21 protein-coding genes and 4 tRNA genes are annotated in these 22,420 nt (G+C 58.2%); 16 read left to right on the forward strand and 9 right to left on the reverse strand.

All coding sequences use genetic code 11. The features are described 5' to 3' along the window. Nucleotides 1–129 precede the first annotated feature (129 nt). From bamE to J3R80_RS09150, 3 genes are all read left to right on the forward strand, one after another. Complete coding sequence (gene bamE, locus J3R80_RS09140; RefSeq protein ID WP_275393467.1) at nucleotides 130–603, forward strand: outer membrane protein assembly factor BamE; 474 nt, start codon at nucleotides 130–132, stop codon at nucleotides 601–603. Nucleotides 604–760: 157 nt separating this feature from the next. Continuing rightward, nucleotides 761–1,507: a GNAT family N-acetyltransferase gene (locus J3R80_RS09145; protein ID WP_275393468.1), complete on the forward strand. Its 747-nt coding sequence runs from the start codon at nucleotides 761–763 to the stop codon at nucleotides 1,505–1,507. 31 nt (nucleotides 1,508–1,538) lie between these two features. Next, on the forward strand, nucleotides 1,539–3,365 hold the full coding sequence (locus J3R80_RS09150; RefSeq protein WP_275393469.1) for an ABC-F family ATP-binding cassette domain-containing protein: 1,827 nt from the start codon (nucleotides 1,539–1,541) through the stop codon (nucleotides 3,363–3,365). Nucleotides 3,366–3,380: 15 nt separating this feature from the next. Here the strand turns inward: J3R80_RS09150 and J3R80_RS09155 are convergent, their stop codons facing one another. The 4 genes from J3R80_RS09155 to tpiA all read right to left on the reverse strand — a co-directional run bounded on the left by J3R80_RS09155 (nucleotide 3,381) and on the right by tpiA (nucleotide 8,146). After that, nucleotides 3,381–4,919 carry a trimethylamine methyltransferase family protein gene (locus J3R80_RS09155; protein WP_275393470.1) on the reverse strand — a complete coding sequence of 513 codons (1,539 nt, stop codon included), beginning with the start codon at nucleotides 4,917–4,919 and terminating at the stop codon, nucleotides 3,381–3,383. A gap of 217 nt (nucleotides 4,920–5,136) precedes the next feature. Beyond that, nucleotides 5,137–5,778, reverse strand: coding sequence for a hemolysin III family protein (locus tag J3R80_RS09160; RefSeq protein ID WP_275393471.1), 642 nt, complete (start codon nucleotides 5,776–5,778; stop codon nucleotides 5,137–5,139). 144 nt (nucleotides 5,779–5,922) lie between these two features. Further along, nucleotides 5,923–7,320, reverse strand: coding sequence for a pyridoxal-dependent decarboxylase (locus J3R80_RS09165; protein ID WP_275393472.1), 1,398 nt, complete (start codon nucleotides 7,318–7,320; stop codon nucleotides 5,923–5,925). Between the two features lie 76 nt (nucleotides 7,321–7,396). Continuing rightward, nucleotides 7,397–8,146, reverse strand: a complete 750-nt coding sequence (gene tpiA / locus J3R80_RS09170) for a triose-phosphate isomerase (protein WP_275393473.1) — start codon at nucleotides 8,144–8,146, stop codon at nucleotides 7,397–7,399. Between the two features lie 131 nt (nucleotides 8,147–8,277). Here tpiA and J3R80_RS09175 point away from each other — a divergent pair, with 131 nt between their 5' ends. Continuing rightward, nucleotides 8,278–9,195: a 2-oxoglutarate and iron-dependent oxygenase domain-containing protein gene (locus J3R80_RS09175; RefSeq protein ID WP_275393474.1), complete on the forward strand. Its 918-nt coding sequence runs from the start codon at nucleotides 8,278–8,280 to the stop codon at nucleotides 9,193–9,195. Here J3R80_RS09175 and J3R80_RS09180 read toward each other — a convergent pair. The 3 genes from J3R80_RS09180 to J3R80_RS09190 form a co-directional block, all read right to left on the reverse strand. Continuing rightward, nucleotides 9,192–9,503: a TfoX/Sxy family protein gene (locus J3R80_RS09180; RefSeq protein ID WP_275393475.1), complete on the reverse strand. Its 312-nt coding sequence runs from the start codon at nucleotides 9,501–9,503 to the stop codon at nucleotides 9,192–9,194. The two genes, J3R80_RS09175 and J3R80_RS09180, sit on opposite strands and share 4 nt — an antisense overlap. Continuing rightward, on the reverse strand, nucleotides 9,503–9,877 hold the full coding sequence (locus J3R80_RS09185) for an iron-sulfur cluster assembly accessory protein (protein WP_275393476.1): 375 nt from the start codon (nucleotides 9,875–9,877) through the stop codon (nucleotides 9,503–9,505). The genes J3R80_RS09180 and J3R80_RS09185 overlap by 1 nt, the downstream gene beginning before the upstream one ends. Nucleotides 9,878–9,944: 67 nt before the next feature. Continuing rightward, nucleotides 9,945–10,310: an SUF system Fe-S cluster assembly protein gene (locus J3R80_RS09190; protein ID WP_275393477.1), complete on the reverse strand. Its 366-nt coding sequence runs from the start codon at nucleotides 10,308–10,310 to the stop codon at nucleotides 9,945–9,947. Between the two features lie 334 nt (nucleotides 10,311–10,644). On the opposite strand from J3R80_RS09190, the gene J3R80_RS09195 reads away from it, so the two are divergent. The 5 genes from J3R80_RS09195 (at nucleotide 10,645) to J3R80_RS09215 (ending at nucleotide 15,303) form a co-directional block, all read left to right on the forward strand. Continuing rightward, a complete protein-coding gene (locus J3R80_RS09195; protein ID WP_275393478.1) occupies nucleotides 10,645–10,869 on the forward strand; it encodes a hypothetical protein in 225 nt (74 codons plus the stop codon). A gap of 76 nt (nucleotides 10,870–10,945) precedes the next feature. Then, on the forward strand, nucleotides 10,946–12,088 hold the full coding sequence (gene tgt / locus J3R80_RS09200; RefSeq protein ID WP_275393479.1) for a tRNA guanosine(34) transglycosylase Tgt: 1,143 nt from the start codon (nucleotides 10,946–10,948) through the stop codon (nucleotides 12,086–12,088). Nucleotides 12,089–12,278: 190 nt separating this feature from the next. Continuing rightward, nucleotides 12,279–14,684, forward strand: coding sequence for an endopeptidase La (lon, locus tag J3R80_RS09205; protein WP_275393480.1), 2,406 nt, complete (start codon nucleotides 12,279–12,281; stop codon nucleotides 14,682–14,684). A gap of 123 nt (nucleotides 14,685–14,807) precedes the next feature. After that, nucleotides 14,808–15,209, forward strand: a complete 402-nt coding sequence (locus J3R80_RS09210) for an HU family DNA-binding protein (RefSeq protein ID WP_275393481.1) — start codon at nucleotides 14,808–14,810, stop codon at nucleotides 15,207–15,209. Nucleotides 15,210–15,228: 19 nt separating this feature from the next. Further along, a tRNA-Val gene (locus J3R80_RS09215) sits at nucleotides 15,229–15,303 on the forward strand. A 57-nt stretch (nucleotides 15,304–15,360) separates the two neighbouring features. Here the strand turns inward: J3R80_RS09215 and J3R80_RS09220 are convergent. Next, nucleotides 15,361–16,362: a GlxA family transcriptional regulator gene (locus J3R80_RS09220; protein ID WP_275393482.1), complete on the reverse strand. Its 1,002-nt coding sequence runs from the start codon at nucleotides 16,360–16,362 to the stop codon at nucleotides 15,361–15,363. 193 nt (nucleotides 16,363–16,555) lie between these two features. Between J3R80_RS09220 and J3R80_RS09225 the strand changes: the two genes are divergently transcribed. The 5 genes from J3R80_RS09225 (at nucleotide 16,556) to J3R80_RS09245 (ending at nucleotide 18,027) form a co-directional block, all read left to right on the forward strand. Further along, nucleotides 16,556–16,631 (forward strand) — tRNA-Val (locus tag J3R80_RS09225). Between the two features lie 82 nt (nucleotides 16,632–16,713). Continuing rightward, nucleotides 16,714–17,310 carry a histidine phosphatase family protein gene (locus J3R80_RS09230; protein WP_275393483.1) on the forward strand — a complete coding sequence of 199 codons (597 nt, stop codon included), beginning with the start codon at nucleotides 16,714–16,716 and terminating at the stop codon, nucleotides 17,308–17,310. An 83-nt stretch (nucleotides 17,311–17,393) separates the two neighbouring features. Beyond that, nucleotides 17,394–17,470: transfer RNA gene (locus J3R80_RS09235), tRNA-Asp, on the forward strand. Nucleotides 17,471–17,620: 150 nt separating this feature from the next. Further along, a tRNA-Asp gene (locus J3R80_RS09240) sits at nucleotides 17,621–17,697 on the forward strand. A gap of 96 nt (nucleotides 17,698–17,793) precedes the next feature. Further along, nucleotides 17,794–18,027: an RND transporter gene (locus J3R80_RS09245; RefSeq protein ID WP_275393484.1), complete on the forward strand. Its 234-nt coding sequence runs from the start codon at nucleotides 17,794–17,796 to the stop codon at nucleotides 18,025–18,027. A gap of 37 nt (nucleotides 18,028–18,064) precedes the next feature. On the opposite strand, the gene J3R80_RS09250 is transcribed toward J3R80_RS09245, so the two are convergent. Continuing rightward, nucleotides 18,065–19,441 (reverse strand): M20/M25/M40 family metallo-hydrolase, encoded by a 1,377-nt coding sequence (locus J3R80_RS09250; protein WP_275393485.1) that lies wholly within the window; start codon nucleotides 19,439–19,441, stop codon nucleotides 18,065–18,067. A 265-nt stretch (nucleotides 19,442–19,706) separates the two neighbouring features. Between J3R80_RS09250 and hemA the strand changes: the two genes are divergently transcribed. Beyond that, nucleotides 19,707–20,930, forward strand: coding sequence for a 5-aminolevulinate synthase (hemA, locus tag J3R80_RS09255; RefSeq protein ID WP_275393486.1), 1,224 nt, complete (start codon nucleotides 19,707–19,709; stop codon nucleotides 20,928–20,930). A gap of 113 nt (nucleotides 20,931–21,043) precedes the next feature. After that, complete coding sequence (locus J3R80_RS09260; protein WP_275393487.1) at nucleotides 21,044–22,336, forward strand: helix-turn-helix domain-containing protein; 1,293 nt, start codon at nucleotides 21,044–21,046, stop codon at nucleotides 22,334–22,336. Nucleotides 22,337–22,420: the final 84 nt, after the last annotated feature.

Raw genomic sequence — 22,420 nt, forward strand, 5'->3', positions numbered from 1 at the left:
TTCGGTGTCGCGTTTGGTCAAGCATATCCATATACCAAGCGAAGAATGCCCGTGATCGTTTCTTGAACCACGCGCGATCCTAGGCTAAGCCGATACCCAAGACAGAGTGGCGAACGCAAGGGGGGCGGTATGTCTTATCTGCGCCAAATGGGCAGGAATATGGGCAAGATGGTCGGGGCGATGCTGCTTCTGGCGCTTGTAGCTGGCTGTTCGGCAACATACCGCAATCACGGATATATGCCGCCGAAGGAAGATGTCGATCTGATTGAGGTCGGCAAAGACACGCGCGAAACCGTCGCGGCGTCGATCGGTAAGCCGGGGACGTCTGGCCTGCTGGCGGACAGCGGTTATTACTATGTGCGCTCGCGCTTCAAACACTACCTTTACAACGCCCCGCAAGAAATAGACCGCGAAGTATTGGCGATCTCCTTCACTCAAGGGGGCGTTGTTGAGAATATCGAACGCTTCGGGCTTGAGGACGGTCGTGTGATCGTGCTGGAACGCCGCGTGACCGATAGCAACATCAAGGGGATCGGGTTCCTGCGACAGCTGTTTGGGTCCATTGGCCGGATCGACGTGGCCGAACAAATCCGCGGAAATTAACCGTCGGTGATCATGAATGAACCAGCGCGGCGCCGAAAGGTCGCCGCGCTTTTTCGTTTTCTGGCATTGCCTCATAATTCTGTCACATCTTGTCGGCATCCCGTCAGAGACGCATATGTTGCAACAGGAAACCCCGCGTCAGGGGTGGAGGTATGATATGCCAACATTGACCACTGGCCGCTATACGGCCCGTTTCGCAGAAACCGAGGCGGATATCCGGTCTGCGCAAGCCCTGCGTCATCGCTGTTTTCGGGGTGGGGATGGGCTGGATGCAGATTCTTTTGATGAACGGTGTCGACACATGTTGATCGAAGATGCTGCGACCCAAACGCTGGTTGGGTGTTGCCGCCTGATGCCGCTTGAAAACGGCGCACGGATCGGGGACAGCTATGCCGCCCAGTATTACGAGCTGTCGGCCCTGCAATCCTATGATGCACCGATGATCGAGATGGGGCGGTTTTGCATTGCACCTGACGTGTTGGACGGGGCTGACATTCTGCGCCTCGCCTGGGCGATGATGACCAGATATGTGGAAGACGAAGGCATCGGGATGCTGTTTGGATGCTCATCGTTTCAAGGCACCGATGCGGCCCGCTATCTGGACGCCTTCGCGATGTTGCGTGACAGGCATCTTGCCCCGAAGCGATGGCTGCCGCGGGTGAAAGCGCCCAAGGTGTTTCGCTTCGCCCAACGGATGCGGCGCAAACCAAATGCCAAGCTGGCCCTCAGTGCCATGCCGCCGCTTCTGCGCAGCTATCTTGTGATGGGTGGATGGGTCTCGGATCACGCGGTGGTGGACCACGATCTGAACACGATGCATGTGTTCACCGGGCTTGAAGTGCGCGCCGTGCCGCCGGCCCGATTGCGTCTGTTGCGCGCTGTGTCGGGCCAAGCCTTCGGTTGACGTCGCAATGCGGATTGCCTAACCCGGCGGCATGGCTCGTATACCCCTTCTTCAGATGTCCGATATCTCGCTGACCTTTGGCGGCGATCCCGTGTTCGACGGGCTTGACCTTGTGGTGCAACCGGGTGACCGGGTGGCGTTGGTGGGGCGCAATGGATCGGGCAAATCCACCTTGATGAAAGTCATGGCGGGTTTGGTCGAACCTGACCACGGATCGCGCGTTCTGTCGCCCGGCGTATCAGTCGGATACATGGAACAGCATCCAGATTTAACGAAGTTTGCCACGCTGGGCGAATTTGCAACCTCTGGGCTTGAGCCGGGGCAGGACTATTTGGTCGAACGGGTGGCCGAGGGGCTGAAGCTGCGTCTGGATGCCCCGGTTGGTACGGCGTCTGGTGGGGAACGGCGGCGCGCTGCGCTGGCGAAGCTGCTGGCGGAAGCCCCGGACCTGATGCTGCTTGATGAACCAACCAACCATCTGGACATTCAGGCAATCGAATGGCTTGAGGCCGAACTGTCCCAGACCCGCGCGGGTTTCGTTCTGATCAGCCACGACCGCGCTTTTCTGCGGGCGCTGACCCGTGCCACGCTGTGGGTGGATCGCGGACAGGTGCGGCGGCAGGAGAAGGGGTTTGAGCATTTCGAAGCGTGGCGCGACAAGGTTTGGGAAGAAGAAGACCAAAGCCGCCACAAACTGAACCGCAAGATAAAGGCAGAAGCCCGCTGGGCCGTTGAAGGCATCAGCGCGCGGCGCAAACGCAATCAGGGGCGTCTGCGGGCGCTGGGCGATCTGAAAGCGGAACGCGCGGCCCAAATCAAACGGCAGGGCGCTGCGGAAATGGCGCTTGAGGCTGGGCCGAAGTCGGGCCGTAAGGTGATCGAGGCGCGGGGTATTTCCAAATCCTACGGAGATCGTGTGATTCTGCGGGATTTTGATCTGCGCGTGATGCGTGGCGAAACCATCGCTTTTGTCGGTCCGAACGGGGCGGGCAAGACCACGCTTCTGAAAATGCTGATCGGGCAGGAAACACCTGATACAGGCAGCGTGCAGCACGGCACAGGGCTGGAAGTCGCGGTGTTTGATCAGAACCGCACCGGGCTGGTCGAAGATGACAGCCTGTGGGAAAACCTGACGGGCGACCCGGAAATGCGCGTGTCTGGCAAGGCCGACCAGGTGATGGTGCGCGGCAATCCCAAACACGTTGTCGGCTATCTGAAAGAATTTCTGTTTTCCGATGCGCAGGCGCGTGCGCCCGTGCGATCCTTGTCGGGGGGTGAGAAGGCGCGGCTGATTCTGGCCAAGATCATGGCGCGGCAGTCGAACCTTCTGGTGATGGACGAACCAACCAACGATCTGGACGTTGAAACGCTTGATCTGTTGCAAGAGCTGATCACTGCTTATGATGGCACGGTTCTGGTGGTCAGCCACGACCGTGATTTCCTTGACCGCGTGGCTGAACGCACCATCGCGATGGAAGGTGACGGGCGCGCGACGATCTATCCGGGGGGGTGGTCCGACTATCAGGCACAGCGCGCCGGACGCGATACGATACCTGAGAAAAAGAAAGAAAAAACAAAGCCTAAATCGAACAACATAAAGCAAGACATGAAGCCCGAAACGGACGGTTTGTCGTTCACGGAACGCCACCGCCTTGATGCGCTTCCTGCCGAGATGGATCGCCTGTCTGCCGAGATTGCGAAACTGGAAGAGTTCCTTATGGACCCGGACCTGTTCACCAAGGAGCCTGTGAAATTCAAGAAGGCATCCGACGGGTTGGCCGAGCGGCAGAAAGCGCTTGTCGCCGCAGAAGAGGAATGGTTGACGTTGGAGGAAAAGGCGGACGCTGCGCGCGGGTGACACGCGCAGCAAAGGCTATCGCGGCAGGTGGATGTTGAACCGTGCCCGAATGGCAGCATCTATCTGCGCATCGAAACGGGCGGCAGCGCGCTGCGCCAGTATCGCCTCTTTTCGTGCGGTGGCCGCGGCGATCAGATCAGGTTTCCCGACCTCAGCCCATTCCTTGGGGGACGTTCGGTCCCCAAGGGTCGGATAGACGAAATCCGTCTGCATCCGGCTGAGTGTCTGATCCTCGCCCAGATAATGACCGGGGCCGTCAAGGCAAACCGACTTCATCATCTCGATACTGACCGCATCCTCGTCAACCTCGATCCCACGCACACAGCGCAAAGCCTGACCAACGATATCGTCACCAAGGATCAGGCTTTCGTGGCAAAAGCCAAGAAGCGACGCGTGCATGCCTGCGGCCTCATACACCATGTTTAGCCCTGACAGGCCGGCCAACACGTTGGAACACATCTGTTCCCAGCCAGCCTGCATATCGGGCAGCTTCGAATCCGAGAACCCCGCAGCGGCCCCGCCGGGCAGGCCATAGAACTGGTGCATCTGGGCGCAACCCGCAGACATCAGCGCCTGTTCGCCCGATCCGCCCGACATCGCGCCAGACCTGAGGTCGACCAAAAAGGGCCATGTGCCGAAGATGGCCGGATGCCCCGGCGCAATGGCGTTGACATAGACGACGCCCGCCAGGCATTCCGCCACCGCCTGAACGATGGCACCGGCCAGTGTGGGGGGCGCTGTGGCCGTGGCCATGCCCGCAGACAACAGCAAGACAGGCATGCCTGCCGCGATCACCTTCTCCATCACTTGACAGCTTTCCGTGGCGAATTTCATCGGTGGCACGACAAAACAGTTGGTGTTCGACACGAAGGGGCGCGCGCGCCATGCGTCTTCGCCACCCGCGATCATGTGCAAAAGCTCTATCCCGTCTTCTACGAAACCGGGTTCTGAAAACGAGACGCCCACATGTTTTTTCGTCCCCGACGTGCAGGCATAGATCGAGTTCAGATCCATCTCGCGGTTGTCGGGAATATCCCGGCAGACCATGGGGCGTTGCAGGAAATGGATGTTGTCCAGTTGATCGACGATGCGCGCGGCATCATGCAGATCTTGAACGGTGCTTTCACGATATTCCCGGCCATGCGGGTCGACCATGTGAACGGCCGCGCCTGCGGTGCCGTAATGGACACGTTTGCCGCTGAGGGTCAGGTCATGCTTTGGGTCGCGCCCGCACAGGGTGATATTCTTGGCTGCTTTGGCCAGCATGTCTTCGACCAATGCGCGTGGGAACCGAAGGCGTCCATCGTCGCCAAGGATTGCGCCCGCACGTGTCAGGATGTCGACCCCGGAAGGCGGCGCGTCCGCGAGACCGATTTGCTCCAAGGCATCCAGCGCGGCAAGGTGAATGCGATTGATGCCGTCCTGGGTGAGGGGCTTGAATGTGCCGCCTTCCATTCCCGCACGGACGGGGCGGACTTCTTGGGCAAGGGGGGCTGCGCGAAGGGCTGTGCGCGCAGCGCGACCGCCAGAGCGGCGGGATATAGATTTTGTCATAGGATGAACCTGATCTGATTGCAGTGCCGGGGTGTTACAGTGAACCCCTCAGGGCCGCCCGCGCGCCGCCCGCCCGCGCTCGGCCCCGATGGTGCGCACAACAATTGAAATGAGCCAGTCCAACCGATCCATTTCCGTCCTCCTCACCCCAAGCGTAGCGGGTCAGGAAACGACAGGTCTGTTCTGTTCGCGTCATGCAAAGCGACTAATTTCGGCCTTACGCGCCCACCACCATCACAACAGCGGCGTAATGCGCCGCTGCGCCCAGCAGCACGTGGACATGCCAGATGGCGCGGTTGAAGGGCAGATGTTCGCCAAGATGGAAGAATATCCCCAAGGTAAACAACAGCCCGCCACCAACCAGCAGGACCAGCACAACCGGGCTGAACGCGGCGATCAGCGGTCCGATCATCAGAACCGCCATCCATCCTTGCATCAAGGTCAGCATCAGGCCAAACCGTTCGAACCGACCGAAGAAAAACAGCTTCATGGCGACGCCGACGATGGCCAGTGTCCAAGCTGCGGCCACCAAAGCGTATCCGTTGGTGCCGCCAATTCCGATCAAGGCAATTGGCGTATAAGTGCCTGCAATCATGACATAAATCGCTGCATGGTCGAATTTGCGCAGCACTTGGCGCGCAGATCGGTGCAGCGTCATGTTATACGCGGCAGAAAGCGTGAAACTTGCGATCAATCCTGCCCCATAGGCCAACATCGGTGGCAGTCGGCCCAGTGGCGCATCACCCATGGCCCAGTAAATAAGGGCAACCGATCCGATAATTGCAGCGATCACCCCAAGACCATGCACAACGCCATCGGCGACGTACTCGTGGTATGTAAAGTCCTTCCCGAACTCCATTGGATTCCCCTTTCGCCTATCAAATAGATAAGAACCAAAGTGGGTGCCGGCATGCCGTTATGCGGTAAATTTAATGTCCGCCGCATAGGGCACGACCCACATCCAGTTTATACACTGGCGCGGAAATGTAAAGATTTCTTGCTATTACAGGTCTTGTGCAAGTTCCTGCAGCACGTGTGGGATCATCATCACATCTTCGCGGGTCGTGGAATATTGACCAATTGAGACACGGATCACGAACTGCCCGTCGTGGTTGGTCTGGGTCAGATAGATGCGCCCGTCACGGTTCACTCGGTCCAGCAACTCGGCTGTCTTTGTGTCGTCTTGATAGCGGAACGTGAACAGTGACAAGATGGGCTGTGTGGTGATGTCGAAGCCGGGAAGTGTTTCGATCGCCTTCGCCACCTCTGACGTCCAAGCGACATGGTTTCGGATGCGCGCGCGAAGCCCTTCCAGCCCTTCAGAGCGCAGCAGGAACCACAGCTTCAGCGCCCGAAAGCGTCGGCCAAGGGGCAGGGTCCATTCGTTGTAATTGACCACCTCATCCGCACCTTGGGTCTTCAGGTAGTCCGGTCGCAACCCCATCGCACCGATCTGCGGGGCAGGGTCGCGCAGGAATTGCACGGCGCAATCGAACTGTGCCCCCAACCATTTGTGCGGGTTGAAGATAATGCTGTCCGCAGCTTCGATGCCTTCCCAAAGGGCGCGGAATTCCGTGCAAATCATGGCCGAGCCTGCCCAGGCGGCGTCCACATGGGCGGTCAGGCCGTGAGCGTGTGCCACCTTGATGCAGGCGGCGATGTCGTCACAGGCCCCGATCGAGGTGCCCCCGACACATAACACAACGCCCGCTGGTTTGTGGCCGTTCGCAAGGTCATCACGGATCAGTTGATCCAATGCCGCCGGGTCCATCGACCATGTGGGATGTCCGGGGATGGTTGGAACCTTGACCAGATTGTCCTGCCCAATGCCAGACAAGCGCACCGCTTTATCGACACTGGAATGGGTCTGGGCGCTGGCATAAATGCGCAGCACAGGTGCGCCGGACAACCCCTTGGTGATGCCTTCGTGCCCCAAGGCCAACTCGCGCATCGTGGTAACGGCTGCGAAGGTCGCGGTTGTCGCGCTGTCGTGGATTGTGCCGGTGAAGTCGCCCGGCAGGCCCATAGCATCCCGCAGCCAGCGAATGACCAGCTCCTCCATCTCGTTCGCTGCCGGGGCGGTCTGCCACAACATTGCCTGCGCGGACATAGCGTTGGCTAACTGTTCGGCCAACATCGAGGCAGGGGCGGCGTTGGCTGGAAAATAGGCAAAGAAACGCGGGTGCTGCCAATGGGTCATCGCATCAGGTACAAGCCGCGTGAAGTCATCGAAGATCGCCTCGACCGGGTCGGGCTGTTCTGGAACAGGGGTGTCAATCTTTGCCAGAAAGGCCCCCGGTGCGATGTTGGGGCGCACGGGGCGGTCGCGCAATCCAGCGTGATAGTCGCGTGCCCAGTCTGCCGCCCGTTTCTGCCAATCGGCAAGGTCAGAATAATCCATCATCTGCTCCGCATAATTTCGTTAACATGTTAATAAATTGTGGAGCGCCGTCAAGCCAAGGGCCGTTGATGTGCGATCAGGCGTTTTCTAACGCCGTGATGATGGGTGAGAAATCCCTCGCCGACAGGCTGGCCCCGCCCACCAATGCGCCATCCACATTCGAAACCGCAAAGATGTCGGCTGCGTTTGATGGTTTTACCGAGCCGCCATAAAGGATGCGCGTCGACCGCCCGACGCCCGCCCCAAACCGGCGCTCCAGTCGTGCCCGGATGAAGTCGTGCACCTCGCCGATCTGATCAAGTGTCGGCACTTTGCCTGTGCCGATGGCCCAGATCGGTTCATACGCAACCACAAGGCTGTCGCCGGTCACCACGTCCGGTATCGACCCGGCCATTTGCCCGCCAATAATGTCCAGCGTGTTGTTGGCCTCGCGCTCGGACAGGCTTTCGCCAACACAAACAACGACCTTCAACCCTGCGGAAAGGGCGGCCACGACCTTGTCGCGGACATTCGCGTCGCTTTCTTCATGGTCTTCGCGCCGCTCGGAATGGCCCAGAATAACATGGCTGGCACCCGCATCGACCAGCATTTGCGCCGAGATGTCGCCCGTATGGGCACCGGTTTCGTTTTGGTGACAGTCCTGTCCACCGATGGCGATTTGGTCCGGTGTCACGTCAGCGGCGCGTGAAATCAGCGTTGCCGGCGGGCAGATCAGGATGTCACAGCCCGGTGTTGGATGCGCCTTGGCCAAAGCATCAAGTTCGGCCAGATTCGCACCGGTCCCGTTCATCTTCCAATTGCCTGCTGCCAGTTTGCGCCGGGTCATCACATGTCTCCTCGTTGGTTGACGTGTTGTCCGACGCAATGCCCAAGCCGTCAAGCCCCGCGAAAGACTTGCACCGAAAACATGGCTTGCTACAAGGTTTTGTAAGCGACTGTTGTGGAGGGACTGGCACGATGATCCCAAGGCTGGACGCCGCCCTGATTGCGGCCCGTGACCCCGAGACGATGGCGGCACTAAAGCATGGTGTCGAGGATGTCGGTTTTCTGACCATCTTCAACACGCCGATCCCACGCGCAAAGATGAAACGGGTGCTGGACAGCTACCGGACGTTCTTTCGGCTGCCGGATGCCGAGAAACAAGCAATAAACATGGCGCGGACCGGCTCGAACCGGGGGTGGGGGGCGGCAGGGTCTGAACAGGTCGACCCGACGGCCAACCCCGATTTCAAACAGGTCTTTGATTGCGGGTTTGAGCTGGACAAGGACGATCCACTGCGGGCGCAGGGTCTGATGGTTTACGGAGACAATCAATGGCCCGACTTGCCGGGGTTTCGAGAAACGATCCAAGGCTATTACGCGCAGGCGCTGGCGCTATCTTTGGATCTGTTGCGGGCCATATCCGTTGCGATCGGCGAGGATGCGGGCTTTTTCGACGGTGCCTTTTCCCATCCTATGGCCTTGCTTCGCGGCAACTATTATCCACCGCGCCCCGAATGGGCGGGGGCCAAGGATTTCGGTATCGCTCCGCACACCGATTACGGCTGCCTCACGCTGCTTGCCTCGGACGGTGTGGCAGGGCTTGAGGTTCTGGGGGGCGACGGGCAGTGGGTGTCTGTTGATGCACCGGTTGGCGAGTTCGTGATCAATTTCGGTGAGATGCTGGAAATGTGGACCGGGGGATGGGTCAAGGCCACAATGCACCGGGTGATCGGATCGGGGGCTGAACGCATCTCGGTTCCGTTGTTCGTCAACCCCAATCATGACACCAATGTCGCGCCGGTCGGGGCGGATCAGGTGATCGTGGCCGGTGATCACATGAAGAAGCGTTTTGATGAAACCTATCTGCACCTGAAAGACGCAGAGCAGGGTTAAGACAAGGCAGCGAGCGCCCGTCGCGCCCAGTCGCAGGCAAGCTCCGGGTCGTCAAGGGCGGCGTCGGGCAGGGTCCAATATCCCATGGTTTTGCCGTCCATACCAAAAATACGGCTGCCTTCAGCCTCCATTGCCTCGGCAAACGGGCCATTGGCTTTCAGGTAAACCTCGCCACCACTCGACAGGATCGCAAAGACCTGCCCGTCGCAATAAAAGGTCGCGCCACCCATCATCTTGCGGTGGGTCAGCGGGCCAAGCCCATCAAACAGCTCTTTGACAAAAGCGATATCGGCGTCAGAGACGGCCATCAGCCTTGCGACGAGCCTTTGGTCAGCGCATCGTCGAATTTGATCGATTCACCGCATCCACAAGCCTCGCTGACATTAGGATTGCGGAATTTGAAGCCAGCTTCCAGCAGCGAGATTTCATAGTCGATCTCGGTTCCGAACAGGAACATCTGAGCCATGGGGGCAATGATCACACGGGCGTCGCCTTGTTCGACCACTTCTTCATGCGGGTCAACGTCATCGACGTAATCCATGGTATATTCCATGCCCGCACAGCCGCCTTTCTTGACCCCAATGCGCAAACCCTTATGCCCGCCAGACGCCATCAGCTTGGCGATCTGGTCTTCGGCGGCCTGCGTCATGGTGATCGGCGATTTGCCGGGAATACCAAACATCTGCTTCTCCTTCCTTCTCAAGCTAGGCGCTCACAAAGCGTCGCTCAAGAGCAGGGTGCATCTGGGGTTACATGAACCCCAGTTCAAGGCGGGCTTCATCCGACATCATTTCCATGCCCCAGGGCGGATCCCAGGTCATGTCGACGTTCACCTGTTTGACACCGGCAACAGGTTCGATCGCTTCGATCAACCAGCCGGGCATTTCGCCCGCGACGGGGCAGCCCGGCGCTGTCAGGGTCATGATCAGGTCAACCTCGTTCTGGTCGTTGATCTCGATCGTGTAAACCAGACCAAGATCAAAAATATTGACCGGAATCTCAGGGTCATAGACCGTCCGGCAGGCTTCGACCACACTGTCATACAGCGGATGATCGACCGTCGACGGCTTGATCAGCGGTTCACCTTCTATCTTATCGGGTGTGTTCATAGTCATTACGCCAGCATTGTAATCCTGACCGATCATATAAGGATTGATGCGGGTAACGTCCAGAGCTTGCCCGAAACAAGGTCGCCGCTGTGGCATAGTATAAGAAGTATCGGCAGAACCGTGGAAGGCCGGTACGGGGGTAGATACCTTAAAATACTGATTATGTTGCATGTTTCGAATATTGGCCCAAATCTGGAAAATTATTGGGAATTGTGTCGGAAATCACAACCGTATGATGCGCAAAGGTCTATAATTCGCCATAAAATGGACGTGTTCGACTTGAATTTATGACGGAAAGCGCGCTTTTGCGTGAGCAGGTACGACACGAGGAGCCCAGGCGGTGATATCGACGAAGAATGGTGAGACAAAATCGGTGACATGTTCTGAGCAGCTGGATCAAGCGGCCCGGATGGTGCAGGATGTCGCCTATGCTCTGGCCAATCGGGTGGATAACACGACGCTGACGGAATTGATGCTGACCAGCCGCAAGCTGGAGCGACTTTCGGAACGCGTGAATGCTGCCAATCTGGGGACTGTGAAGATCAGCCATGATGACAATGGCTAGGCGGCACATGCGCTGAAACCGGGCGTTTTGACAGAAAACCCTTGGCATTCAGGGCGTCTTGCGCCACATGGGCCGTATGCAAGATCAGACCCCAAACCGCATTACCTTTTCCCTTGACGCCACGGACGGCAAGGCCCGCACCGGCGTGATTTCTACTCCGCGCGGCGATATCCGGACGCCCGCTTTCATGCCTGTCGGCACGGCAGCCACCGTCAAGGCGATGATGCCCGAAAGCGTCGCGGCGACTGGCGCGGATATTTTGTTGGGCAACACCTATCATCTGATGCTGCGCCCCACGGCCGAGCGGATCGACCGACTGGGTGGGCTGCATAAGTTCATGAACTGGGACAAGCCGATTCTGACGGACAGCGGCGGGTTTCAGGTGATGAGCCTTGCTGGCCTGCGCAAGCTGACCGAGAAGGGCGTGACCTTCAAATCGCACATCGACGGATCCAAGCACGAATTGACGCCGGAACGGTCGATGGAAATTCAACGGCTTTTAGGGTCGGACATCGTGATGTGTTTCGACGAATGCCCGGCACTTCCCGCTGATCGTGATCGGATCGCGGACAGCATGCGTCTGTCGATGCGCTGGGCGGCACGATCGAAAGAGGCGTTTGGCGATCGTCCCGATCATGCCTTGTTCGGGATCATGCAGGGCGGGCTGGAGCGTGACTTCCGCGAGGAAAGCGCCGAGGCGTTGAAAGAGATCGGCTTTGATGGATATGCCGTCGGCGGTCTGGCGGTCGGCGAGGGGCAGGCGGCCATGTTCGACTGTCTTGATTTCGCGCCCGGTTTCCTGCCCAAGGACAAGCCGCGTTACCTGATGGGCGTGGGCAAGCCCGATGACATCGTGGGGGCCGTCAAACGTGGCATCGACATGATGGATTGCGTACTGCCCTCGCGTTCAGGCCGGACCGGGCAGGTGTTCACCCGTCACGGAGTTTTGAACATCAAGAACGCCCGCCATCAGGATGATCCCCGTCCGCTTGATGAAAACTGCACATGTCCCGCGTGCCGCAACTACTCGCGCGCCTATCTGCACCATGTATTCCGCGCGCAAGAGATGATTTCGGGGATGCTTCTGACGTGGCACAACCTGCACTATTTCCAGGAAATCATGCAGGGAATGCGTGATGCGATTGCGACGCAATCCTTCGCTGAATGGGAAGCAGCGTTCCATGCAGGTCGCGCCCGGGGCGATATCGACCCGCTTTAAAGGATCGGAAACCTGATCGTGCAAAATATGCCCCGGTTTGCCCTTGTTGTCCGCGCGTAGCAGGGGCAGAGTGTAACGGCAAAGCGGGTTGACGTTGGGCGGAACGACCCCCATCTGAATATCCGAACAGGAGGCGCCCCAGCTGCCGATATACAGGGGCAGGGCGCTTTGCCAAGAACAAGGAAATCTTATGAGTGAGCTACTGAGCCAATCCTTCCCGGTCCTGCCGCTGCGCGACATCGTGGTTTTCCCCCACATGATCGTGCCGCTGTTTGTCGGGCGCGAGAAATCCGTGCGGGCGCTGGAAGAGGTGATGGCAGATGACAAGCAGATCCTTCTGTCCAGCCAGATCGACCCCTCGGTCGACGAACCGGATATCGAAGGGATTTATTCCGTCGGCGTGCTGGCCAATGTGCTGCAACTGCTGAAACTGCCGGACGGCACCGTGAAAGTGCTGGTCGAAGGGCAATCGCGCGTGCGCATCACCGACTATGTCGACAACGAGGACTATTTTGAAGCCTTTGCCGAAGTGATCGAAGAACGCCCCGGCGACCCGAGCGAGATCGAGGCGCTGCTGCGCTCGGTTGGCGAGGAATTCGAACGCTACGCCAAGATCAAGAAAAACATCCCCGAAGAAGCCTTGGCCGCCGTGTCGGAAACCCGCGCGCCGGACAAGCTGGCCGATCTTGTGGCCGGTCATCTGGGCGTCGAAGTCGACCAGAAACAAGAGCTTCTGGAAACCTTCACCGTGTCTGAACGGCTTGAGAAGGTGTTCGGCCTGATGCAGGGCGAAATGTCCGTGCTGCGGGTCGAGAAAAAGATCAAGACACGCGTTAAAAGCCAGATGGAGCGCACCCAGCGCGAGTACTATTTGAATGAGCAAATGAAGGCCATTCAGAAAGAGCTGGGCGACGGCGAGGAAGGCCAGAACGAACTGACCGAGCTGGAAGAGAAGATCGAAGCGACCAAGCTGTCGAAGGAAGCGCGCGAAAAGGCCGATGCCGAGCTGAAGAAGCTCAAGAACATGTCGCCCATGTCGGCGGAAGCCACTGTTGTGCGCAACTATCTGGACTGGATGCTGGGCCTGCCTTGGGGCACCAAGAGCCGCGTGAAGAAAGACCTGAACAACGCCCAGAAAGTGCTCGACGCCGATCACTATGGGCTTGAGAAGGTAAAGGAACGAATCGTCGAATATCTGGCGGTTCAACAACGCTCGAAGAAGCTGAAAGGCCCGATCATGTGCCTTGTTGGCCCTCCGGGCGTGGGTAAAACCAGCTTGGGTAAATCGGTGGCGAAGGCCACGGGGCGCGAGTTCATTCGCATCTCGCTGGGTGGCGTGCGCGACGAAAGCGAGATTCGCGGTCACCGCCGGACCTATATCGGCTCGATGCCCGGTAAGATCATCCAGGCGCTGAAAAAGGCGAAAACCACGAACCCGCTGATCTTGCTCGATGAAATTGACAAGATGGGGCAGGATTTCCGCGGTGATCCCGCATCGGCTATGCTTGAGGTGTTGGACCCGGAACAGAACTCGACCTTCGTGGACCACTATCTTGAGGTCGAATACGACCTGTCGAACGTGATGTTTTTGACCACGGCGAACTCCTATAACATGCCCGGCCCCCTTCTGGACCGGATGGAGATCATTCCGCTGGCGGGTTACACCGAGGACGAAAAGCGCGAGATCGCGACGCGTCACCTTCTGCCGGAAGTGATCAAGGATCATGGCCTGAAAAAGGACGAATTCTCGGTCACCGAAAGCGCCTTGACCGATATGATCCGCTATTACACCCGCGAAGCTGGTGTGCGGAACCTGAAACGCGAGCTGTCAAAGCTTGCCCGCAAGGCTGTGACCAAGCTGGTGAAGAAGGAAGTCGACAAGATCGACGTGACTCCAGACGCATTGGATGACTATCTGGGCGTGCGCAAGCACCGCTATGGGTTGGCCGAACAGGAAGATCAGATCGGCGTTGTGACCGGTCTGGCCTGGACCAGCGTGGGTGGCGATCTTCTGTCGATTGAAGCGCTGCGCCTGCCGGGCAAAGGCCGGATGAAAACCACCGGCAAGCTGGGCGATGTGATGAAAGAGTCGATTGACGCGGCGAATTCATATGTCCGTTCGATTGCGCCCGACATCGGCGTGAAGCCGCCTCAGTTCGAAAAATGGGATATCCACGTGCACGTGCCGGAAGGTGCGACGCCGAAGGATGGCCCCTCGGCAGGGCTGGCGATGGTGACGTCCATCGTATCGGTGCTGACAGGTATTCCGGTGAAGAAGGACATCGCCATGACGGGCGAGGTCACGCTGCGCGGCAACGCGCTGGCAATCGGCGGTTTGAAAGAGAAACTGCTGGCGGCTTTGCGTGGCGGCATCAAGACGGTGTTGATCCCGCAGGAAAACGAAAAAGACCTGCGCGAAATCCCGGACAACGTGAAGGAAGGGTTGAAAATCATCCCTGTCAGCCATGTGTCCGAGGTTTTGGAGCACGCTTTGGTGCGCAAGCCGGTCGCGGTTGAATGGGATGAAGCGGCAGAAGAAGCGGCAGCCGCCGCGCTGGCGAAGAAAGCCGCAAGTGCGCCTCCAATCGCGCACTGATTGGCAGAAAACAAAGAACGTGCGGGTCAAGGGCCCGCACGTTTTACATTGAGGCAGTGTCCAACGCGCCATCGTCCGTGGCGAAAAGAAATATGCGTTGCCATTCAACACAAGGGGCTTTTCATGGCCGTAGGTTCGAAACCAAAACCAAAGACAAAGCGCGGCCCGACTGCGGAAACCAAACCTAAGGATGCACCCGCCGCATCGCCAGCCAAAGTCACCAAACCGGCCGAGGTCACACCCGCCACGTCGCCAGAACCTGTGGTGAAAACCAAAGAGATGTTGGCGCGCGTTGCCACGCGGACCGAGCTTCGCCCCAACCAAGTGCGTGATGTGTACGATGCCGTATTGGAAGAGCTGGGCGCTGCTTTGGTGCGTGGTGAGAAGCTGCGCCTTCCACCGCTTGGCACGGTGAAGGTGAACCGTCAGAAAACCATGCCCGATGCGGATGTCGTGATCTGCAAGATCCGACGCAACAAGGTGTCTGCCAAGGCCAATGACCCTCTTGCACCGGCTGATGACTGACGCTAAAAGCTGCCCCGTTGGGTGATTAGCTCAGTGGTAGAGCGCTTCGTTCACATCGAAGATGTCAGGAGTTCAAATCTCTTATCACCCACCATTCCTTTTTTGGTCTGGAAGTAACACAACCTGTGCGCATCTCAGTTGTGTAAAGCCGTCAGACGTGGCCGGTTGAAAACTTGTGTGGCGACATGCCGAACGCCTCGCGGAAGCGTTTCGAGAAATAAGCTGCCGATTCAAATCCGCACGCCACTGCCACATCGACCACGGCCAAATTGGTTTCTGCCAGCAATATCCGCGCGCGTTGCAAGCGCAGGTTTTGCAGGTATTTCTTGGGTGTGGTGTCCAGATAATGGCGGAACAGACGCTCCATCTGGCGACGTGATATGCCCAGTTCCTCGGTGACGATATCCAGATTGATGTGGTCGTCCAGATGCGCTTCGAAATGGTTGATGATGCGCACCAGCTTGTCGTTGCGCACCCCGATCGACGCCGAGGTAGAGCTTTGCTGGCGGTCGGTCTCGGACCGCTGCACCGTGTGCAGGCACATGTTCAGGACCGCTTGTGCCAGAACCGGCCCGTGCGTGTCATAAATCAGTTTGAAAAACAGGTCCGTGGCCGCCGACCCGCCGCCGCATGTCAGAACGCGATTGTCCATCGTGTAAAGCTGCTCGATGGGGTTCAGATCGGGGAAATGTTCGCGGAAGGGTGCGATGTTTTCCCAGTGCAGCGTGAATTTGTGCCCGGCCAGAATGCCCGCCTTGGCCAGTGTGTATGTGCCGGTACACAACGCCCCAACTGTGCGCCCCATGCGCCATTGCTTGCGGGTCCAATCCGCGACTTTGCCACTGGTGGAAAGCTCGGGTTGCACGCCTGAACAAATGAATATTCGGCTGTCACTTGGTGTGTCGCCCAAGGCGCGGTCGATGCCGATCTCGATCCCGTTGGAGCAGCGCACATTCTGTCCGTCTTCGGACATGGTGGTCCAGGTATAAAGGTTCTGACCGGTCAGCTGGTTTGCAATGCGCAACGGTTCGATGGCGGATGTAAAGGCCAGCATCGACAGGTTGGGCAGCAAAACAAAAACGATCGGCTCGGGACTGTCGGGTGCGTCAATGGCGACATGGGCAACGCCTTTGGGAACGACAGGGGCCGACATGTTCATGGTCCTCGCTGGTGGAATGCAGGCACCATACGTGACGTAAGGCAAAGTGCAACCATTTGCAGACGGTCAACCGGCGCGCATTTCGTACATTATCGGCCTGTGATCGGGGCGGGATCAAAGATTTTTTGACCCATTGTGAAAACCACACTTGCAATCCCCGGTTTGCCAAGGCTATTAGCAGCCCATCGGGTCGTTAGCTCAGTTGGTAGAGCGCTTCGTTTACACCGAAGATGTCGGGAGTTCGAGCCTCTCACGACCCACCATTTCCCCTCTGATCGCTTTCTGGACCTTGCCAGATCACGTTGGCCCGATAGGTTGAGTATACTGAAGGGAAACAGGCGCGTTATGCATAGTCGACACCCCGAACTGTTTGTCATCCGCCACGGTCAGACGGAATGGAATCTGGCACGGCGCCATCAGGGGCGACTGGATTCGCCGCTGACCGAACTGGGATGTCAGCAAGCCCGTGAAATGGGTGTGATCCTGCGGCGGATCGTGGGCGAGCGTCAGGACGTACAGGCCTTTAGTTCACCGCAGGGACGGGCGCTTCAAACCGCAGAATTGTCGTTGAAGCCATTAGGCTGGCCCCTCACTCAGGATGCGCGCTTGTGCGAGGTGGCGTTTGGCGCCTGGGAAGGGCTGACGCAGACCGAGATCAACGCCGCTTGGCCCGCGCTTTCGGCGATGGCCGAGGACGATCCGATCAATTGGCATTTCATGTCGCCGGGTGGCGAAACCTATCTGGATCTTGAACGCCGTGCCGATGCGTTTCTGGCTGACTTGTCCGGACCGGCGGTCATATTCACTCACGGCATCTTGTCACGCGTGCTTCGCGCACGTTGGTTGGGGCTGAACGAGCACGAGATGCTGGACCTGCCGGGCGGTCAGGGCATCATATTTCATCTGTCCGATCAACATGGACACCGGACCATCGAAAAATAATCCGGAAAAAACTGCATTGGCCGCTTGACGCCCTTGGGCCTGCAGCCTAGAACGCCCGAACAAGCCGCAAGGCTTGGCAGTGAGCGGTTGTAGCTCAGTTGGTTAGAGTACCGGCCTGTCACGCCGGGGGTCGCGGGTTCGAGCCCCGTCAACCGCGCCACCACTGCCCGAAAGATGCCCCGCCATTGGCGGGGTTTCTTCTTTTTCGGCCTGTCGCGCACGCCCATTGTCTTACTCACAAACCGCCTGTCGTAGGGTGCGATTTGCCCATTGACGGTCCCTCGCGCCCGCTGTATTCACGCCGCCACGCGCGGTTGTAGCTCAGTTGGTTAGAGTACCGGCCTGTCACGCCGGGGGTCGCGGGTTCGAGCCCCGTCAACCGCGCCACTTCACCACATATTCTGCCCAGGGTTATAACAGTAGCCTGACTGTGTTCGTCGCTTGAAAACAGGATAGCGGCCGGTTTGGCAAAGGGGCTGTGGGATGTCGATCTTTGACAACATTCCGTTTTCGATTGTCGTGTTTTTCTGCCTGACCATCGGCCTTGCCCCGTTCACACCACCACATATCTGGGAGAAGCTGGTGATGCTGTTTTCCGGGACGTTGGTGAGGCCGCTCGACATGTTGGACCTTGTGATGCATGCCGGGCCGTGGGTGATCTTGTTGATCAAGATCGTGCGGTACTATCGGTCCGGTCCGACCTCCCGCGAAGGATAAGGAATGGCCCGGCACGCGGGGTGCCGGGCCAATTCATTCAGGACAGTTTTGCCAGAATACGTGCCCAGCTTCGAATGCCCTTGTGAAAGCTCTCAAGGTCGTATTTCTCGTTCGGGCTGTGGATGTTGTCGTCATCTTTGCCAAATCCGATCAGCATCGCATCAACACCCAGAATGTCTTTGAAATAGCCGGCAATCGGGATCGACCCGCCGCACCCTGCAAAGGCGGCTGGAATGCCCCATTCATCGCTTAATGCTTCGCGGGCTTGTTCAAACATCGGATTGTCGGTCGACACCTGCGCGGCGGGCGAGCCTTTTTCTGTGCGGTATTCGATTGTGAACCCGTCAGGAAGGCGGTCTTCCAGATAGGCGCGGAAGGTTTTGCGGATAGCTTCGGGGTCTTGCTTGCCCACCAGCCGGAAGCTGACCTTGGCCGAGGCCTTGCTGGGCAGAACCGTTTTGAACCCGTCGCCGGTATAGCCGCCCCAGATACCATTTACATCGCAGGTGGGCCGCGACCACAGCATCTCGATCGGCATGCGGTCCTGTTCGCCTGCCGGGTGTTTCAGGCCGACATCGCCCAGAAAGGTCGCGTGATCAAAACCCAAACCCTGCCATTGGGCGCGCATCTCGTCCGACAGTTCCTCGACCCCGTCATAGAAGCCGGGCAGGGTGATACGACCCGTGTCGTCATGGAGGTCGGCCAAAGCACGGGTCAGGATGCGGATCGGGTTCATCGCCACGCCGCCATACATGCCCGAATGCAGGTCGCGGTCAGGGCCGGTGATGGTGAAATCCTCGCAGGTCATGCCGCGCAACTGCGTGATGATCGCGGGGGTCTTTGATTCGAATAGCCCCGTGTCGCAGATCAGCGCAATATCGGTGGTCAGCTCTGCTTTGTTTTCTTCCATGAACGGGATCAGTGAGGGCGACCCCGATTCCTCTTCACCTTCGAAAAACAGCGAAATGCGGGCTGGCAAACTGCCGTGGACCGCAATCCATGCCCGGCAGGCTTCGACAAAGGTCATCAACTGACCCTTATCATCAGACGATCCACGTCCGCGGATCACCTTGCCGGTAGGGGTGTTTTCCAGCGCGGGTTCAAAGGGCGGGCTGTCCCACAGGTCCAGCGGGTCCACGGGTTGCACGTCATAATGGCCATAGAACATCAGATGCGGTGCATCCGCCGGTCCGTCCGCATGGGCCACCACCATCGGATGTCCGGGTGTCTGTCGCTTAGACGCCTGAAAACCAATGGATTTCAAGTCATCGACCAACCAGTCTGCGGCCTTCTGGCATTCGACGGCATAGGCCGGATCGGTCGAAATGGACGGGATGCGCAACAGGTCCAGCAGGCGGTCAGTGGCATCGGGAAGGTCCGCATCAATACGGTCCAGAACAGAGTCGAGCGTCATTAAAAGCTCCAAGTTTGAGTGTTTTCGGCGCTGACCCTACCAGCCCGGCGGGCACTGTCCACCCCGCCTGAAAAGGGGCGTAGTGTCGCGGATATCCTAAAAAGGGTTCCGTTTGAGATGGATCAATGTAAAACCCAACGTCAAACCGTTAACACGGCAAGAAGCGACGTTCAGGGAAAAACATATCCAATTTTTGAATATGTTTGTGAGGTGATACCCTGTATGTTGAGCGAACGAACGGGATCAGACCGGCCAGGAGGGAACCTTGGACTATAATCACGAGCTTGATGTGGCGCTGCAACGCCTGCATGACGAAGGCCGCTATCGCACGTTCATCGAAATTGAACGTCACCAAGGCCAGTTCCCTCACGCCACATGGAAGAAACCGGATGGGACCGAAGCACCCGTTACCGTCTGGTGCGGCAACGACTATCTGGGCATGGGACAGCACCCCGTGGTGCGTGACGCCATGCACGAAGCCATCGACGCCACCGGGGCCGGATCCGGCGGAACCCGCAACATTTCGGGGACCACGGTCTATCACAAACGCCTTGAGGCCGAGATCGCCGATCTTCACCAGAAAGAAGACGCGCTGATCTTTACCTCGGCTTACATCGCCAATGACGCGACATTGTCGACATTGCCCAAACTGTTTCCGGGTTTGATCATTTATTCGGACGAGTTGAATCATGCCTCGATGATCGAAGGGGTGCGCCGTAATGGGGGTGCGAAACGCATCTTCCGTCATAATGATGTCGCCCACCTGCGCGAGCTTCTTGAGGCTGACGACCCTGCCGCCCCGAAGCTGATCGCGTTTGAAAGCGTTTATTCCATGGACGGTGATTTCGGACCGATTGAGGCGCTGTGCGATCTGGCCGATGAATTTGGCGCGCTGACCTATATCGACGAAGTGCATGCGGTCGGCATGTATGGCCCGCGCGGGGCAGGGGTGTCAGAGCGTGACAACCTTGCGCACCGGATCGACATCATCAACGGCACACTGGCAAAGGCCTATGGTGTGATGGGTGGCTATATCGCGGCCTCTGCGAAAATGTGTGATGCCGTGCGCTCTTATGCACCGGGCTTCATTTTCACAACATCGCTTCCTCCCGCCGTGGCCGCAGGGGCGGCTGCGTCTGTCAAGCATCTGAAAGACGATCAGGCGTTGCGCGACGCGCACCAGACCCAGGCCAGGATTCTGAAAACCCGCTTGAAGGCCTTGGGCCTTCCGATCATCGACCACGATTCGCATATCGTCCCCCTGATCGTCGGAGACCCGGTGCACACCAAGCGACTGTCCGATATGTTGTTGGAAAACTTCGGAATTTACGTGCAGCCAATCAACTTCCCAACGGTCCCACGGGGCACCGAACGGCTACGGTTTACGCCGTCACCGGTTCACGGCCCAAAGGAAATGGATGCCCTGATCAATGCCCTTGATCAGCTCTGGTCTCATTGTGAGCTAAATCGCGCCGAGCTTTCAGCTTAACTCCAATCACACACTGCACATTTTGTGAGAATGTGTTACCTTTCCTTTAGCGAAGGCAGCGATCACGAATCGATGGCTTCATTTGGGACACATGAGGCACGAGGAGCAGCTGGATGATCGGGCGTTGGAACACGTCTCGGGTCGAGGAAGAAGAAAAGCCGACGGGCTTTGATTCCTTTGATCTGCGACTCGGCGATGTCATGCGAGGCGAACGTGCCACGCTTGGTAAATCGCTGTTGGATGTCCAGCGTGAACTCAAGATCAAAGCCACCTATATTGCTGCCATCGAAAACGCCGATGTGTCCGCGTTTGAAACGCAGGGTTTCATCGCAGGATATGTCCGGTCCTATGCCCGGTATCTGGGGATGGACCCGGAATGGGCTTACAAGACTTTCTGCAAGGAAAGCGGTTTCACAACGGCCCATGGGTTGTCTGCAAGTGCATCCAGCCAGTCGGATAAGCCGAAAAAAGTTGCGAAACGGACTGATCACAGTGGCGATCCTCTGGCCAATCCCAATGCCAGTTGGGTGCCCCAGACGGAAAGCATCTTTGCAGGGATCGAACCCGGCGCGGTCGGATCCGTCGCCGTGCTTGCGGCGCTGATCGGATTGCTTGGCTTTGGCGGATGGTCCGTTTTGCAGGAAATCCAGCGCGTCGATTTTGCACCGATTGAACAAACGCCCGGCGTGCTGGCGGAATTACCGGATGTGGGGGATGGCCCCGCAAGCTTCCAAAGTGAAAATGACTCCGAGCTTATGGCTCAGGCGGGGGCAGGTTTGTCCCAACCTCCGTCCGCTGAAGCACTGGATCGACTGTATCGCCCTCAAGCTCTTGAGGTTCCGGTGTTGACCCACCGGGATGCGCCGATCTCGACACTCGACCCGGCCAGCGTCGGCGTATTGGCAGGTGTGACGGCACCTGATCTGGGCTTGGCACCCGCGTCCCTTGGATCGCCCCGAACACAGGATTCGATCGCGTTTCGCGATACTCAGAGGCTCGCTGCGAACGTCATGGTTCCATCTGCGGACAGCGATATCGAAACGACCACCCGCGCCGTGCAGGTGTTGGGTGCAGAAGCAGCCGAAGTCGCCGTATTTGCGGTGCGCCCGTCATGGGTGCGCATTCAATCCGCAGATGGCACGGTCATCTTCGAGAAAATCCTGGATGCGGGCGAGCATTATGTGCTGCCCAAAACCGAACAGGCGCCGGTGATGCGCACGGGCAATGCGGGATCCGTCTATTTCGCGGTGAATGGCACCGCTTATGGCCCATCGGGTGATGGTCCGTCTGTCGTGAAAAACATCGCGTTGTCGCAGGACGCGTTGACCGAGGTGTTCACCCTTGCCGATCTGACAACCGATGCCGATCTGGCCACTTATGTGGCCGAACTGAATCTGTCTCAGTAGCACTCGTTTCCAATTGCCACCGCATATAGGCGTTGCCTGCTTGTCGCCGCGTCGCGCGCACGCTATCCCTAGCCGCAAACCTAT

The sequence above is a fragment of the Aliiroseovarius sp. Z3 genome (genome assembly GCF_029105185.1).
GTDB lineage: Bacteria > Pseudomonadota > Alphaproteobacteria > Rhodobacterales > Rhodobacteraceae > Aliiroseovarius.